Genomic DNA, 15,519 nt, shown 5'->3' with positions numbered 1-15,519 from the left:
CAGCACGGGTTCCGTCCAGCCAATGCTCGGGCGGCGCCGCGTAGCCTGATGGCGTGAAGCCCTGGAGGACCGCGCTCATCGCCTTCGTCATCGACGTGGCGTTCGTCGTCGTCTTCGTCCTGGTCGGACGCCGGAGCCACGGTGAGGCGAACTCCGCCGCGGGCATCCTCGACACACTCTGGCCGTTCCTCGTCGGGCTGGTCGTCGGCTGGCTCGTCACGTGGGCCTGGCGCCGCCCGCTCGCGATCGTGTGGCCCGGTGTGCCCGTGTGGCTCATGACGGTGGCGGTCGGGATGCTGATCCGCACGTCCGCGGGTCAGGGCGTGCAGCCGACGTTCATCGCGGTGGCCGCCGTCGTGCTCGGCGTCTTCTTCGTGGGCTGGCGACTCCTCGCCCTGCCGTTCGCCCGGCGCCGGTCGGCGCGCCTGGCAGAGCAGGACCGCCGCGCGCACGCGCAGGCGCGGGCCTAGGGGCTGGCGCGGGACGCCCGCGCCTCATCCCGCTCGCCTTCACCCCACGAGGTGCAACGCGTGGCTCGAATTGTTGAGCCGGTGCGCACCGTCCTCCGTGGCCACCACGATGTCCTCGATGCGGACCCCGAACCGTCCCGGCAGGTAGATCCCGGGCTCGATCGAGAAGCACATCCCCGCCTCGATCGGCCGCTCCTCGCCCTCCACCATGTAGGGCGGTTCGTGCGTCGTCACGCCGATGCCGTGACCGACCCGGTGGATGAAGAACTCGCCGTAGCCCGCATCCCGGATCACGGCACGCGCGGCGCGGTCGACCTCCTGGCACGGGACGCCGACGGCGACGGCCTCGAACGCCGCCTGCTGCGCCTGGCGCACGATGTCGAAGACCTCGTGCTCCTCGTCGCTCGGCTCGCCGACGTGGACGGTGCGCGTGGTGTCCGAGCCGTACCCGTCGAGGAGGCCGCCGAAGTCGAGCACCACCATGTCGCCCTCCGCGATGGTGCGCCCATCGGGCTCGTGGTGCGGATCGGCGCCGTTCGGACCCGACGCGACGATCGTGAAGTCGACCTGCTGGTGGCCGTGCTCGCGGAGCAGCCGGTCGAGGTCGGCCGCGACCTGGAGTTCGGTCCGCCCCGCGAACGGCAGCCCCAGCACGTCCTCGAACGTCGCGTCGGCCGCGGCGCCGGCGGCGGCGAGCCGGTCGACCTCGTCCGCGCCCTTGACGGCCCGCAGCATCGGCAGCGCGTGCGAGATGGCCTCGAACCGCGCCTCCGGCAGCTTCTGCTGGAGCGCGAGGAGGTGCATCGCCCACGTGGCGTCGGAGATCGCATAGCGGCCGTCGGCACGGAGGAGTCCGGCCGCGGGAACGTACTCGTCCTCGCCGTCGGACCAGTCCACGATCCGGATCGCCTCAGCGGCACGCGTCTGCGCGGCTCCGCCGTGCTCGAGGGCGGGGACCAGCATGGCCGGCTCGCCTTCGGCGGGGACGACCAGCAGCGTGATGCGCTCGGTCGTCGCGACGGGGAGGTAGTCGGCGAAGTACGCCAGGTCGGGACCTGGCGCGACGATCAGCCCGTCGAACCCCGCCGCGGCTGCCTGCGTCGCTCCGCGTTCGAGCCGCTCGGCGAAGTGCCGGGCCGTGATCTCCTTCATCGTGCCTCCTCGTCTTCGGTGCCCGCTGGGCGTTACTCCTCGATCGGCCCCAGCCAGGCGTTCGCCACCGTGTTGTGCGCCGACTCCGCGTCGGACGGGTGGAACATGCCGGCGAGCACATCCCGGTACAACCGGCCGAGCTCGTTGCCGGAGAAGAAGGTGGACCCTCCGGAGACGCGGATCGCCTGATCCACGACGCGACGCGCGGTCTCCGTGGCGCGGATCTTGAGGCCGACGAGCTTCGGGAACCACAGGCGGCCGTGGTCCGCGAGCTCGTCGACGTCGCGCGCGAGCGCATCCAGCTGGGGGAGGAGCGCATCCTGGTCGATCGCCGCCTCGGCCACCCGCCAGCGGATGTCGGGATCGTTCGCGTAGCTGCGTCCATCGTTCTTCAGGCTCGTCCGCCGGTGCGCCGACGCGACCGCCAGCTCCAGCGCTCGGGCACCGATGCCGGTGTAGACCGCGGCGAGGAGGATCTCGAAGTTCGCGAAGATCGCGAACACGAGCGGATCGGGGTTGGGGCCGGGATCGAGCCGGCGCACGACGCGGTCGGCGGCGGCGGGTGCGCCGTCGAGCACCGTCGTGTTGCTCTGTGTCGCGCGCATCCCGAGCGTGTCCCAGTCCTCGCGGATCTCGAACCCGCCGCCGGTGCGCTCGATGAAGCCGTACACGATCTTGGGCGCATCTGGGCTGGCGGTGTCCAGTCCCATGGTGCCCAGCCGCGTCCACGCCGGGGAGAGGGAGGTGAAGATCTTGCGCCCGTGGAAGCGGTACGAGCCGTCGGGTTGCGGGCGTGCCTCGGTCGTCGAGCCGAACAGCACGAGATCGTTGCCCGCTTCGCTCAGGCCGAAGGCGAAGACCTCGCCGGCGCCGGCCTCGCGGAGCACGAACTCGAGCGAGTCGTCGCCGCGGTCGCGCAGCGTCTTGGCGATGCCGGTCCACACCAGGTGCATGTTCACCGCGAGGGCCGTCGCGGGCGCGGCTCCCGCCAGCCGCACCTGCAGCCGCGCGGTCTGCTCCAGACTCAGCCCGAGGCCGCCGAACTCGACCGGAACGAGCGCGCGCAGGTAGCCGCCGTCGGCGAGCTCGGCGAAGTCCTCCGTGAAGAAACGGTTGTCGCGGTCGTAGCCGTCGGCGCGCTGCCGGATGCGTTCCAGCAGCTCGTCGGTGAGAGGTTCAGGGGTGTCGTGCTCGGTCACGCTCCTCAGAGTAAGGGAGCGTGACCGGGCGCGGCAGGACGCTGCGAAATCTGTGGAGAACGCAGCCGTTGTGGATTACTGAGCGGTGTATCCGCCGTCCACGAGGTGGTAGCTGCCGGTGATGAAGCTGGCAGCGTCGGAGGCGAGGAAGGCGACGAGCGCGGCGACCTCCTCGGGCTCCCCGAGACGACCCAGGGCGTGCTTGCCCTCGAGGAAGGCCAGGGCGTCGGTGTCGAGGTTCGCGGCCACCAGCGGGGTGCGGATGAAGCCGGGGCCGACGGCGACGACGCGGACGTTCTTGCCGGCGTACTCCAGCGCGGCGTTCTGGGTGAGTCCCAGCACCGCGTGCTTGGCGGTGACGTAGGCGGACGAGTTGGCGAAGCCGACGCTCCCGAGGATGGACGCCATGTTGACGATCGCACCGCCGCCGTTGCCGGCGATGGCGTCGAGCTGCGGCTGCATCCCGTAGAAGACGGCGTTGAGGTTGACCTCGATGACCTTGCGCCACGAGTCGATCGGGTAGTCCCTGACCGGCGCCGAGGCGCCGCCGATGCCGGCGTTGTTGACGGCGATGCGCAGCGGGGCCAGCTCGTTCGCGGCGGCGACGCTGGCCGTGGCGAACTCCGGGTCGGTCACGTCGCCCGCGAGGGCCTTCGCGGTGCCGCCCGCCGCTTCGATCTCGGCCACGACGGCCTGCGCGTGCTCCTCATTCAGATCGGTGACGAGGACGGAAGCGCCGCTCGCCGCCAGGGTGAGCGCGATGGCGCGGCCGATGCCCGAGCCGCCTCCGGTCACGATCGCGGACCGGTCGGCGACGTCGTACTGAGCCATGGAAAATCTCCCTTCGTAATCCGACATCTGTCGGATAACTCCATTGTACGATCGTCCGGTGGATGCGCGCCAGCAGAAGACCCTCGCCCGGCTCAGCGCCGCCGTGCTCGACCTGGCGACGCGCGGACCCGTCACCGAGGTGACCGTGTCGGCGCTCGCCGCCGCCGCAGGCGTGCACCGCTCGACGGTGTACGAATACGCCTCGTCGCCGGCCGATCTGCTCGAGAAGGTGCTGCGCAGCGAGCTCGACGACCTGCGGACGGAGTACCTGGTCGGGATCGAGCCCTCCGACGCGGCGGCCGCGGTCACCGACGTGACCCGGGCGGTGCTGCGCCACGTCGACGAGCACGATGCGGTCTATCGGAGAGGCCTCGGCGCGGAGAGCGGCACGGCGAGCCTCCACCGGATGCTGAGCGAGCACTTCCAGGGATCCGTCGAGCTGCTCCTGGAGCAGCACAGCTTCACGGTGCCTGCGGACGACGACACCGACCGCCACGCGATCGCGCGATTCATCGCCGACGGCACGATCGGCGCCATCGACGTCTGGCTGACCCGGCCGCGCCCGCGCGACGTGGATGCGTTCCTCGCGCTGGTCGGACGGCTCACGCCGGCCTGGTGGCCGGGGACCGGAGCGGGCGCCGGGGCGGGCCCGGGAGCTCGCTGAGGGCGGTCCCCTGGTCGCCATCCGGCCAGCGCCTAATGTGGTGGCATGGAACAGCGCATCCTCGGTGGGACCGGACGTGACGTGTCGGTCGTCGGACTCGGAACCTGGCAGCTCGGAGCGGACTGGGGCGACGTCTCCGAAGAAGACGCCCTCGGCGTGCTGGAGGCGGCCGCCGAATCCGGGGTCACCTTCTTCGACACGGCCGACGTCTACGGCGACGGGCGCAGCGAGCAGATCATCGGGCGGTTCGTGACCGCGCATCCCGAGCTCCCGCTCACCGTGGCCACCAAGATGGGGCGCCGCGAGGCACAGGACCCGGCCAACTTCACGCTCGCGAAGTTCCGTGAGTGGACGGACCGCTCCCGCCGCAACCTCGGCGTCGACCGGCTCGACCTGGTGCAGCTGCACTGCCCGCCCACGCCAGTGTTCTCCACGGAGGCGGTCTACGACGCGCTCGACACGCTGGTCGAGGAGGGCGCGATCGAGAACTACGGCGTCAGCGTTGAGACGGTGGATGAGGCGCTCGCCGCGATCGCGCATCCCGGCACGGCGACGGTGCAGATCATCCTGAACGCCTTCCGCCTGAAGCCGCTCGACCGCGTGCTGCCCGCCGCCCGCGAGGCGGGAGTCGGGATCATCGCGCGCGTGCCGCTGGCGTCCGGCCTGCTCAGCGGCCGCTACACGGAGCGGACGACGTTCGCGGCCGACGACCACCGCTCGTACAACCGCCACGGCGAGGCGTTCGATGTGGGCGAGACCTTCTCGGGCGTGGACTTCGAGGAGGGTGTGAAGGCGGCGCGCGAGTTCGCGGAGCTGGTGCCCGACGGGGCGACGCCCGCGCAGGCGGCGATCGCGTGGATCATCGCCCAGGACGGCGTCACGACGGTCATCCCGGGCGCCCGCTCGCCCGAGCAGGCGCGCGCGAACGCGGCCGCCGCGTCCGTCCGCCTGCCCGACGGCTTCGACGCCGCGGTGCACCGCATCTACGACGACCACTTCCGCGCCTCCGTCCACCCCCGCTGGTAGCCCGCCGCGACCGTCGAGTGGCGACTAGATGTCGCAATTCGCCGCGGATTCGCGCATCTAGTCACGAGTCGTCGCCAATGCGTGCATGACGCGAGCGATCAGCGGGCCGGGGGAGGCGAGGTCGGCGGCTGTCACGCGGATGACGCGCCAGCCGAGGTCCTCGAGGCGCCCCTGACGCCGGATGTCCTTGTGCCACTGGTCCGCATCCACGCGGTGGTGATCGCCCTCGTACTCGAGGACGAGACGCTGATCGGGATACGCGAGGTCCACCCGGGCGACGAAGCCGCCATCGCGCGCATGGATCCGGTAGTTGAGCTCGGGAGGGGCGATCCCGGCGTCGTGGAGGAGAACGCGGAGGGCGCTCTCGGCCGGCGACTCCGCCCCCTGCCGTATGAGAGGGAGTGCGAGGCGCGCAGCGGCGATTCCACGGCGACCGTGCGCGGAATCCACAGCCGCCTGCAGTTTCTCCGTCGTGGTGAGTGAGGCGCCGAGGAGGTAGTCGGCCGCTGCGATGAGCCGGTCGCGCGGAAGCGCAGGGGCGAGCTCGAGCCAGGTCTGAGCCGGCGTGGAGAGCGGCAGTCCGCGATAAATGGTCCTCTCGGGCGTCGTCGCGACGTGACCGACGACGCCGGCGATCTGGGGCGCACGCGCGGTGGACGGGACGGTGACGTGGATGCGCTCCTCGCCTTCGAGATGCCGGGGAAGCGGTATCCCCCAGAGCCGGGCGGCCGTGATGTGGCTGAACCACATGTCGGTTCGGCGGTGCAGGAGAAGCGCACGGCACCGCGTCGTCAGGTCGCCGTTCGCCGGCATCCGGACGCCGCGCACCGGTCGCGCGAGGTCCGGCCCGCGGAGACGCCCCGCCCCGACACCGCTTCGTGCGGCATCGACGACGCGGAACGGCGCGCTGGACAGCTCGCGCGGAAGCGGAACGGAATGACGACCCATCCCTCCACCCTGGCGCCCCTGCCGCTTCCGCCCAGAAAGTTATCCACAGCCAGGGATCGAGTCGTGAGTCGATGCGCCAATTCGGGGCGAATGGCGACATCTTGTCACGACTCGTGGCGACCCGCTGGCGCGCGTCGGGCACCGGAACGGAACGAGTCGTGAGTCGATGCGCCAATTCGGGGCCAGTTGCGACATCTTGTCACGACTCGTGGCGCGGCCCGCGCGCGCGGATAAAGCGGAGGAGCGAGTCGTGAGTTGATGCGCGAAATCGGGGCGAGTTGCGACATGTAGTCACGACTTGGCGGGCGCGGAGCGCGGAGCGCGCGGAGCGCGCGCTACGACGGCTGGACGGGGACGGGCTCCGTGTCGGGGATGGGGGACGCGTCGCGGCCGCGGAGGTCGGGGTGCACGCGGTGGGCGAGCGCCGGGACGGCGAAGCCGACCAGCGCGAACGCGCCCGCGATCCAGAACGCGCCGACCGCGCCGACGCCGTCGATGAGGAAGCCGGCGAGGGCGGAGCCGAGGGCCGCCCCGATGAGCTGGCCGGTGCCGACCCAGCCGTAGGCCTCCGCGGTGTCGGAGAATTTCACGCTCGCGGAGACGATCGCGAACAGCACGGCCAGGGCCGGCGCGATGCCGAGTCCGGCGATCAGGAGGGTCAGCGACAGCCCCCACCACGACCACAGCATGAAGGTGGAGAGCACGATTCCGACGAACACGATCAGCATGCGGCGCGCGGTCGCCCACGGGCCGATCGGGACGTGGCCGAAGGCCAGGCCGCCGACCAGCGAGCCGAGCGACCAGATCGCGAGCACGATGCCCGCGAGCGGCGAGCCCTCGCCGAATGTCGCGACGACGCCCGCCTCGACCGCCGAGCACGAGCCGATCAGCAGGAAGCCCACGACGGTCGCGAGGAGCACCGGCGGACGCGCCAGCACCGTCCCGAAGCGCCGCTTGCTGCGCGGGATGCGCACCCGCCCGACCTCGGGGGACGCGATGAACCAGAAGCCGCCCGCGAGCATGATCGCCACCGACATGAGGATGCCCTCGGTGGTCCCGATCTGGGTGGAGACGAAGGTGATCGCGACGGGCCCGGCGATCCAGATGATCTCCTGCGCGGACGCGTCGAGCGAGAAGAGCGGCGTGAGCTGCCGCGAGTTGACCATCTTCGGGTAGATGGTGCGCACCGCGGGCTGGATGGGCGGCATGCTGAGCCCCGCGAAGAACGCCACGGCCATCGTCAGCGGGATCGGCATGACGACGAGGCCGATCACCGCGACCGCCGCCGAGCAGAAGAGGAGCGTCGTCCACAGCACCACGCGCATCCCGAGCACGCCCATCAGGCGGCTGGTCATCGGACCGGCGATCGCCTGCCCGATGCTCATCGCGCCGAGCACCAGGCCGGCGGCGCCGTACGAGTCGTGGATGCGCTCGATGTGGAGCAGGAAGGCGAGCGACAGCATCCCGAACGGGAAGCGCGCGGTGAGCTGAGCCGCGATGATCCGGGCGACGCCGGGCGTCTTCAGAAGGCTCGAGTAGCTGCTCACAATCGTCCACACTATCGGTCCGGATGCGCGTGAACGAGGTGTCCACACGGGCGCCATCCCCCCTTCGCGGGGTGTGGAAACTGTGCATAACTTCTCCCCATCTGTGGACGACACGCCCACTAGATGTGGGGGAGTGGAAATGTCGGACCCCCGCTATATAGTGGTCGAGCACACAGAGCCGGTCAGCCTTCCCGGGATGGGAGAGGGCACGGTTCCGCGGGGATTTCAGCCGCCACAGGCGGCATATCGAAGAGGGAGAGACAGTGGCAATCACAGTCGTCAAGCGCAACGGCGAGCGCGAGCCGTACGACGCCAACAAGATCAACCTGGCCATCGAGAACGCGGCCCAGGGACTGGACGAGAACATCACGTGGGTGACGCAGATCGCGAGCGAGCTCGAACTCACGCTGTTCGACGGCATCACCACGCAGCAGCTCGACGAGGCGGTCATCCAGGTCGCCCTCCAGAACGTCAAGGACGACCCCGCGTTCGACACCGTCGCCGCACGCCTCCTCCTCAAGACGATCTACAAGCGCGTGCTCGGCGACTACCAGAGCCACGACGAGCTGGTGGAGCTGCACGCCTCCCGCTTCCGCTCCTACATCGAGCGCGGCGTGGCCGAGACCCTCCTCGACGGCCGCTTCACCACCGCGTTCGACCTCGACCGCCTCGCCGGCTACCTGGACCCCTCCCGCGACGAGCTGCTCAAGTACATCGGCGTCGTCACGCTCAACAACCGCTACGGCATCAAGGCCCGCAACGGCGACTCGCTCGAGGTGCCCCAGTTCTTCTGGATGCGCATCGCGATGGGCCTCTCCCTCAACGAGGCCGACCCCACCAGCCACGCCATCGCGTTCTACGACAAGATGTCGAAGCTCGAGTACCTCGCGGCCGGCTCCACCCTCGTCAACGCGGGCACCGCGTACCCGCAGCTCTCCAACTGCTTCGTCATGGAGATGCAGGACGACATCGAGCACATCGCAAAGAGCGTGCGCGACGTCATGTGGCTGACCAAGGGCACCGGCGGCATCGGCCTCTCGGTCACCAAGCTGCGCGCCCAGGGCTCGCCCATCCGCTCGAACAACACGACCTCCACCGGTCCGATCCCGTTCATGCACACGATCGACTCGGTGCTGCGCGCGGTCAGCCGCGGCGGCAAGAAGTTCGGCGCCCTCTGCTTCTACATGGAGAACTGGCACATGGACTTCCCGGAGTTCCTGGACCTCCGCCAGAACTCCGGCGACCCCTACCGCCGCACCCGCACCGCCAACACCGCGGTCTGGATCAGCGACGAGTTCATGAAGCGCGTCCAGAACGACGAGGACTGGTACCTCTTCGACCCGCTGGAGGTCGCCGACCTCAACGAGCTGTACGGCAAGGCCTTCTCGGAGCGCTACGCCCACTACGTCGCCGAGGCCGAGGCAGGCAACCTCAAGATGTTCAAGAAGATCAGCGCCCGCGCGCAGTTCAAGGACATCCTGATGAGCCTCCAGACGACCAGCCACCCGTGGCTGACCTGGAAGGACACGATCAACAACCGTGCCCTCAACAACAACACGGGCACCATCCACCTCTCCAACCTGTGCACCGAGATCACGCTGCCGCAGGACCGCGACAACGTCTCGGTCTGCAACCTCGCATCGATCAACCTGTCGCGCCACCTGGTCGACGGGCGGATGGACTGGGAGCGCATCGAGGCCAGCGCCCGCCAGGCGGTGCGCCAGCTCGACAACCTCATCGACATCACGGTGTCGAGCGTTCCGGAGGCGGACTACTCGAACCAGCAGAACCGCGCGATCGGCCTGGGCGTTATGGGCTTCACCGACGTCGTCGAGAAGCTGGGTCTCAGCTACGAGAGCGAAGAGGCGTACGCCCTGATCGACGAGATCATGGAGCACGTCTCGTACGCGGCGATCGACGAGAGCGCCGACCTGGCGCAGGAGCGCGGTGCGTACCCGAACTTCGAGGGATCGCGCTGGTCGCAGGGCCTGGTGCCCTACGACTCGATCGCGCTGACCGAGGCCGACCGCGGCACGCCGATCACGGTGGACCGCACCATCCGCCTCGACTGGGACCGCCTCCGCGAGAAGGTCAAGGGCGGCATGCGCAACGCGACGCTCATGGCCATCGCGCCGACCGCGTCCATCGGCCTCGTCGCCGGCACCACGCCGGGCTTCGACCCGCAGTTCTCGCAGATCTTCAGCCGGTCCACCTCGTCGGGCAAGTTCCTCGAGGTCAACCGCAACCTGGTCGAGACGCTGCAGGAGCGCGGCATCTGGCAGGACGTCCGCGAGGCGATCCTGCGCTCGCAGGGCGACATCCAGAACATCGCGGAGATCCCGGACGAGGTGAAGGCCACGTTCAAGACGAGCTTCCAGCTCTCGCCGTACGCTTTCATCGAGGTCGCGGCCCGCGCCCAGAAGTGGATCGACCAGGCGATCAGCCGCAACATGTACCTCGAGACGCGTGACCTCGGCGACATGATGGACATCTACTACGCCGCATGGGAGAAGGGCGTCAAGACGACGTACTACCTCCACATGAAGCCGCGTCACCAGGCCGAGCAGTCGACGGTCAAGGTCAACAAGGCCGAGGAGATCAGCGGAGGCCGCAAGGGCTTCGCCTCCGTCGGCGCCGGCGCGCCGGCTCCCGCCGCGGCTCCGGCTGTCACCGAGACCGCGCCCGCCGCAGCACCCGCCCGCCGTGGCTTCGGCTTCGGCGGACTGACCTCCTCCACCTCCGCAGGGGGTGACAACTGATGAGCACCACCACCCGCGTCGAGGACTACTACGTGCCGGTCGACCCGATGGACGACCTGCAGTGCGAGTCCTGCCAGTAATCCGGCTGTAAGCAACGAGGAGAGAAACACCATGGGGATTCTGGGCACCGGAATCGAAGAAGGCCTTCTGCTGAAGCCCGTCAAGTACCAGTGGGCGATGGACCTGTATGACCAGGCCGTCGCGAACACCTGGTTCCCGAACGAGATCCAGCTCGGCGAGGACATCGCCGACTTCAAGCGGATGACGGACGAGGAGCGCCACGCGGTCACGTTCCTGATGAGCTACTTCAACCCGAACGAGCTGCTCGTCAATAAGGCGCTGGCCTTCGGCGTCTACCCCTACATCAACGCGGCCGAGGCGCACCTCTACCTCGCCAAGCAGATGTGGGAGGAGGCGAACCACTGCATGTCGTTCGAGTACGTCCTCGAGACGTTCCCGATCGACCGCGAGCAGGCCTACAACTCCCACGTCGACGTCCCGTCGATGGCGAAGAAGGAGGAGTTCGAGGTCCGCTTCATCAAGCGGATGACCGAGCAGGCCCTCGACATCACCACGACCGAGGGCAAGCAGGACTTCATCCGCAACCTGGTGGCGTACAACGTCATCCTCGAGGGGATCTGGTTCTACTCGGGCTTCATGGTGGCGCTGTCGTTCCGCCAGCGGAACCTGCTGCGCAACTTCGGCTCGCTGATCGACTGGGTGGTGCGCGACGAGTCGCTGCACCTCAAGTTCGGCATCAACCTCATCCTCACGGTGCTGGAGGAGAACCCCGACCTGCAGACGCCGGAGTTCGCCAACGAGATCCGCCAGATGATCCTCGACGCCGTCGAGATGGAGGAGCAGTACAACCGCGACCTCCTGCCGGGCGGCATCCTGGGCCTGAACGCGAACTACATCAACCAGTACGTGCGGTACCTGGCCGACCGCCGTCTGGAGGAGCTGGGCTTCGAGGCCGAGTACAAGGTCTCCAACCCGGCGAAGTGGATGGCGACGGCCAACGACACGCTCGAGCTCGTGAACTTCTTCGAGTCCACGAACACCTCGTACGAGTCGAACGCCAAGGCGTCCACCGGACGCTGACATGCCGACGGAGCCCTCTCCGCTGATCACCGCCGCCGCGCTGGACGTCGCTCTCGGGGCCGAATCCCTGTGGAGCGGCGCAGGCCGGCGGCGTTCGGCGTGGCGCGTCCTCGACGTGCGCTGGAAGCTGGGCGGTCCGCCCGGGCGTGAAGAGTACGAGCGCGGACACATCCCCGGTGCCGTCTACGTGGACCTCGACACTGAACTGGCCGGCCACGGCGCTCCCACCGACGGACGCCACCCGCTGCCGGCCGAGGAGGACTTCCAGGCGGCCGCCCGGCGCTGGGGGCTCGACGACTGCGACGCGGTCGTCGTCTACGACGACGCCTCCGGCACCTCGGCCGCCCGCGCCTGGTGGCTGCTCCGCCACGCCGGCGTGCGCGACGTGCGCGTGCTCGACGGCGGGATCGCCGCGTGGCGCGACGCGGGCTACGCCGTGCAGACCGGGATGCTGGTCCCTCCCCGTCCCGGTGGGATTACCCTGCGCTACGGAGAGCTCCCGACGCTGGATGCGGACGAATCCGCCGCCCTCGTCGCCCGCGCCGACGGCATCCTGCTCGACGCCCGCGCCGCCGAGCGGTTCCGCGGCGAGGTCGAGCCGGTCGACCCTCGGCCCGGCCACATCCCGGGAGCGGTCAGCGCCCCGACGACGGACAACGTCGACTCGAGTGGCCGGATGCTGCCCGCAGAGGCCCTGCGCGAGCGATTCTCCGCGCTCGGCGTCGACGAGCGCACCGCGGTCGGCGTGTACTGCGGATCCGGCGTGACCGCTGCCCACGAGGCGCTCGCCCTCGTCGTCGCGGGGCTCTCGATGCCCGCCCTGTACGCCGGGTCGTACTCCGCCTGGTCGAACGACCCGGACCGCCCGGTGGTTACGGGAGCGTAATCTCGGCGCGGGACGCGCCCGGCCGGGGGCGTCCCGCGCGGGTTTCGCAGCGGCTCCGTGCAGGAATCCACGGATTCCGCTGCGAGAATCGGCGAAACGTGCCGGAAACGTCCGTGAAAAACGCTGTTCCCTGCGCGAATTAGTGTTGAAGTGCGGCAACGCCGCTGGGGTATCCTCCCCTTACCCGTGCAATACGCATCGACACATTCCTGTACCAGGAAGAAGGACAACGACAACATGCGCATCCGTTCCGCGGCACCCATCGCCGCAGTCGCCGCCGTTGCAGCGCTCGCGCTCACCGGCTGCGTCGACAACAGCACCCCGTCCGGCAGCTCAACGTCGAGCTCGGTCTCGGACGTGAAGAAGGACGACACCCTCGCCGGGCAGCTGCCCCAGAAGATCAAGGACGCCGGCAAGCTCGTCGTCGGCATGGACAACACGTACCCGCCGAACGAGTTCAAGGACGACAACGCCCAGCCGGTCGGCTGGGAGGTCGACCTCGCCAAGGCGATCGGCGACAAGCTCGGTGTGAAGACGGAGTTCGCGATCGCGAAGTTCGACAACATCATCCCGAGCATCAGCGGCGGCAAGGACGATTACGGCATGTCGTCGTTCACCGACACCACCGAGCGCGAGCAGCAGGTCGACTTCGTCAACTACTACTCGGCCGGAATCCTCTGGGCCTCCCAGAAGGGCAAGGACATCGACCCGGACAACGCGTGCGGCCTGAAGGTCGCCGTGCAGTCGACCACGTACGAGGACACCGACGAGGTCCCCGCCAAGTCGAAGAAGTGCACGGATGAGGGCAAGCCCGCCATCCAGGCGCTCCGCTACGACACGCAGGACGACGCGACCAACGCGGTCATCCTCGGCAAGGCCGACGCCCTCAGCGCCGACTCGCCCGTCACGCTGTACGCGATCTCGAAGTCGGACGGCAAGCTGCAGGAGGCCGGGAAGACCTTCGACGAGGCGCCGTACGGCCTCCCGGTCAAGAAGGACTCGGAGCTCACCCCCGTGCTCCAGAAGGCCGTTCAGGCTCTGATCGACGACGGCACGTACAAGAAGATCCTCGACAAGTGGGGCGTCGCCGACGGCGCCGTCCAGTCCGCCGAGGTCAACGCCGCCTCGAAGGGCTGACCTTCATGTCCCAAAGCAACGCCGCCCGCCCGGCGACGGGATCCGTCCCGTCGCCGGGGGGCACCCGCTCCGAGCCGATCAAGGCGATCAAGCTCAAGCACCCGTGGCGGATCGTCTTCGCCGCCGTCCTCATCCTGCTGCTCGTCTGGTTCATCATCGACGCTTCACAGCGCGACGCCTACGGCTGGCAGTACGTGGGCAAGTACGTCTTCGACAAGCGCATCAGCGCCGCTGCGCTCGTGACCCTCCAGCTGACGATCTACTCGATGATCATCGGCGTCATCCTGGGCCTGGTGCTCGCCGTGATGCGGCTCTCGCCCAACCCGGTCGTGAAATCGGTGGCCTGGCTCTACCTGTGGATCTTCCGCGGCACCCCGGTCTACGTGCAGCTGGTGTTCTGGGGCCTGTTCTCGCTGATCTACCCGCAGATCTTCCTCGGCGTGCCATGGACGAACATCGGCGTGGATCTGAACCTCGGGTTCATGCAGAACGCGTTCATCATCGCCGTCATCGGCCTCGCGCTGAACGAGGCCGCGTACATGGCGGAGATCGTGCGCGCCGGCCTGCTCTCGGTCGACGAGGGCCAGGAGGAGGCGGCGACCGCGCTCGGCATGTCGTGGTGGCAGACCATGACCCGGATCGTCATCCCGCAGGCCATGCGCGTCATCATCCCGCCGACCGGCAACGAGGTCATCTCGATGCTGAAGACGACGTCGCTGGTGGCGGCCATCCCGCTCACCACCGACCTGTACGGCGTCGCCCGTGACATCTCGGCGGTCACGTACACGCCCATCCCGCTGCTCATCGTGGCGTCGCTGTGGTACCTGCTCTTCACGTCGCTGCTGATGATCGGGCAGTACTTCCTCGAGAAGCGGTTCTCGCGCGGCGTCAACGCGCGGCGCCCGGACCGCAACGACCCGGCACTCGCGACGGGCGCGCTGCCCGCCGCGGGCGCACCCGACGGAAACGACCTCGGAGGCAAGGGATGACCGACACGAAGACCCCCATGGTCCTGGCGGAGGGCGTCTCGAAGAGCTTCGGCTCGAACGAGGTGCTCAAGAGCATCGACCTCAAGGTGAACCCCGGCGAGGTGCTCTGCATCATCGGCCCCTCAGGTTCCGGCAAGTCCACCTTCCTGCGCTGCATCAACCACCTGGAGCGCGTGGATGCGGGCCGGCTGTCCGTCGACGGCGAGGTCGTCGGCTACCGCCAGCACGGCGACAAGCTGTACGAGCTGAAGCCGAAGGAGGCCGCACGCCAGCGCCGCGAGATCGGCATGGTGTTCCAGCGATTCAACCTGTTCCCGCACATGACGGCGCTGGAGAACATCATCGAGGCGCCCATCCGCGTGAAGGGGCTGTCGAAGGCGAAGGCCGTCGAGCGCGCGACCGAGCTGCTCGCCCGCGTTGGACTCTCGGACAAGGGCGACCACTACCCGTCGCAGCTGTCGGGCGGCCAGCAGCAGCGCGTCGCGATCGCCCGGGCGCTCGCGATGGACCCGAAGCTGATGCTGTTCGACGAGCCCACATCGGCGCTCGACCCGGAGCTCGTCGGCGAAGTGCTGGACGTGATGAAGGGCCTCGCTGCCAGCGGCATGACGATGGTCGTCGTCACCCACGAGATGGGCTTCGCCCGCGAGGTCGCGGACGAGCTGGTCTTCATGGACGGCGGCGTGGTCGTGGAGTCGGGCGACCCGCGCGAGGTGCTCAGCAACCCGCAGCACCAGCGGACGCAGGCGTTCCTCTCGAAGGTGCTCTAGCCGAATCGGACCGGAGCGGGCGTCGGCCGTCTGACAGAAT

At 69.0% G+C, this 15,519-nt stretch carries 14 protein-coding genes; 9 read left to right on the top strand and 5 right to left on the bottom strand.

The window, feature by feature from the left end; genetic code table 11:
* Positions 1–53: 53 nt before the first annotated feature.
* Positions 54–470, top strand: coding sequence for a DUF3054 domain-containing protein (locus J2W45_RS07710; RefSeq protein ID WP_310130467.1), 417 nt, complete (start codon positions 54–56; stop codon positions 468–470).
* A 39-nt stretch (positions 471–509) separates the two neighbouring features.
* Here the strand turns inward: J2W45_RS07710 and J2W45_RS07705 are convergent, their stop codons facing one another.
* The 3 genes from J2W45_RS07705 to J2W45_RS07695 form a co-directional block, all read right to left on the bottom strand.
* On the bottom strand, positions 510–1,622 hold the full coding sequence (locus J2W45_RS07705) for an aminopeptidase P family protein (RefSeq protein ID WP_310130465.1): 1,113 nt from the start codon (positions 1,620–1,622) through the stop codon (positions 510–512).
* 32 nt (positions 1,623–1,654) lie between these two features.
* Complete coding sequence (locus J2W45_RS07700; protein ID WP_310130463.1) at positions 1,655–2,821, bottom strand: acyl-CoA dehydrogenase family protein; 1,167 nt, start codon at positions 2,819–2,821, stop codon at positions 1,655–1,657.
* A 75-nt stretch (positions 2,822–2,896) separates the two neighbouring features.
* On the bottom strand, positions 2,897–3,652 hold the full coding sequence (locus tag J2W45_RS07695; protein WP_310130460.1) for an SDR family NAD(P)-dependent oxidoreductase: 756 nt from the start codon (positions 3,650–3,652) through the stop codon (positions 2,897–2,899).
* A gap of 58 nt (positions 3,653–3,710) precedes the next feature.
* On the opposite strand from J2W45_RS07695, the gene J2W45_RS07690 reads away from it, so the two are divergent.
* Positions 3,711–4,316 (top strand): TetR/AcrR family transcriptional regulator, encoded by a 606-nt coding sequence (locus tag J2W45_RS07690; RefSeq protein WP_310130457.1) that lies wholly within the window; start codon positions 3,711–3,713, stop codon positions 4,314–4,316.
* Between the two features lie 45 nt (positions 4,317–4,361).
* Positions 4,362–5,342, top strand: a complete 981-nt coding sequence (locus tag J2W45_RS07685) for an aldo/keto reductase (protein ID WP_310130454.1) — start codon at positions 4,362–4,364, stop codon at positions 5,340–5,342.
* A 57-nt stretch (positions 5,343–5,399) separates the two neighbouring features.
* Here the strand turns inward: J2W45_RS07685 and J2W45_RS07680 are convergent, their stop codons facing one another.
* A complete protein-coding gene (locus J2W45_RS07680) occupies positions 5,400–6,290 on the bottom strand; it encodes an endonuclease domain-containing protein (protein WP_310130452.1) in 891 nt (296 codons plus the stop codon).
* 335 nt (positions 6,291–6,625) lie between these two features.
* Positions 6,626–7,837, bottom strand: coding sequence for an MFS transporter (locus J2W45_RS07675; protein WP_310130449.1), 1,212 nt, complete (start codon positions 7,835–7,837; stop codon positions 6,626–6,628).
* Positions 7,838–8,100: 263 nt separating this feature from the next.
* On the opposite strand from J2W45_RS07675, the gene J2W45_RS07670 reads away from it, so the two are divergent.
* The 6 genes from J2W45_RS07670 to J2W45_RS07645 all read left to right on the top strand — a co-directional run bounded on the left by J2W45_RS07670 (position 8,101) and on the right by J2W45_RS07645 (position 15,479).
* A complete protein-coding gene (locus tag J2W45_RS07670; protein ID WP_310130448.1) occupies positions 8,101–10,596 on the top strand; it encodes a ribonucleoside-diphosphate reductase subunit alpha in 2,496 nt (831 codons plus the stop codon).
* Positions 10,597–10,707: 111 nt separating this feature from the next.
* The gene (locus J2W45_RS07665; RefSeq protein WP_310130447.1) at positions 10,708–11,697 is read left to right on the top strand and encodes a ribonucleotide-diphosphate reductase subunit beta; all 990 of its coding nucleotides are present in this window, start codon (positions 10,708–10,710) and stop codon (positions 11,695–11,697) included.
* A 1-nt stretch (position 11,698) separates the two neighbouring features.
* Positions 11,699–12,583: a sulfurtransferase gene (locus J2W45_RS07660; RefSeq protein ID WP_310130446.1), complete on the top strand. Its 885-nt coding sequence runs from the start codon at positions 11,699–11,701 to the stop codon at positions 12,581–12,583.
* A 237-nt stretch (positions 12,584–12,820) separates the two neighbouring features.
* Positions 12,821–13,720, top strand: coding sequence for an ABC transporter substrate-binding protein (locus J2W45_RS07655; RefSeq protein WP_310130444.1), 900 nt, complete (start codon positions 12,821–12,823; stop codon positions 13,718–13,720).
* Between the two features lie 5 nt (positions 13,721–13,725).
* Positions 13,726–14,709: an amino acid ABC transporter permease gene (locus J2W45_RS07650; protein ID WP_310130443.1), complete on the top strand. Its 984-nt coding sequence runs from the start codon at positions 13,726–13,728 to the stop codon at positions 14,707–14,709.
* Positions 14,706–15,479, top strand: a complete 774-nt coding sequence (locus J2W45_RS07645; RefSeq protein WP_018191676.1) for an amino acid ABC transporter ATP-binding protein — start codon at positions 14,706–14,708, stop codon at positions 15,477–15,479. The genes J2W45_RS07650 and J2W45_RS07645 overlap by 4 nt, the downstream gene beginning before the upstream one ends.
* Positions 15,480–15,519: the final 40 nt, after the last annotated feature.

Origin of the sequence: Leifsonia shinshuensis (assembly GCF_031456835.1) — a bacterium.
In the GTDB taxonomy this organism is placed as follows: Bacteria; Actinomycetota; Actinomycetes; order Actinomycetales; family Microbacteriaceae; genus Leifsonia; species Leifsonia shinshuensis_C.
This window is presented reverse-complemented; position numbering and strand designations above follow the sequence as displayed.

Excerpts from the sequence above, each read along its gene's own strand:
- J2W45_RS07705 (WP_310130465.1), bottom strand. The coding sequence starts at position 1,622 with ATGAAGGAGATCACGGCCCGGCACTTCGCCGAGCGGCTCGAACGCGGA.
- J2W45_RS07695 (WP_310130460.1), bottom strand. The coding sequence starts at position 3,652 with ATGGCTCAGTACGACGTCGCCGACCGGTCCGCGATCGTGACCGGAGGC.
- J2W45_RS07685 (WP_310130454.1), top strand. The coding sequence starts at position 4,362 with ATGGAACAGCGCATCCTCGGTGGGACCGGACGTGACGTGTCGGTCGTC.
- J2W45_RS07680 (WP_310130452.1), bottom strand. The coding sequence starts at position 6,290 with ATGGGTCGTCATTCCGTTCCGCTTCCGCGCGAGCTGTCCAGCGCGCCG.
- J2W45_RS07665 (WP_310130447.1), top strand. The coding sequence starts at position 10,708 with ATGGGGATTCTGGGCACCGGAATCGAAGAAGGCCTTCTGCTGAAGCCC.
- J2W45_RS07660 (WP_310130446.1), top strand. The coding sequence starts at position 11,699 with ATGCCGACGGAGCCCTCTCCGCTGATCACCGCCGCCGCGCTGGACGTC.
- J2W45_RS07655 (WP_310130444.1), top strand. The coding sequence starts at position 12,821 with ATGCGCATCCGTTCCGCGGCACCCATCGCCGCAGTCGCCGCCGTTGCA.
- J2W45_RS07650 (WP_310130443.1), top strand. The coding sequence starts at position 13,726 with ATGTCCCAAAGCAACGCCGCCCGCCCGGCGACGGGATCCGTCCCGTCG.
- J2W45_RS07645 (WP_018191676.1), top strand. The coding sequence starts at position 14,706 with ATGACCGACACGAAGACCCCCATGGTCCTGGCGGAGGGCGTCTCGAAG.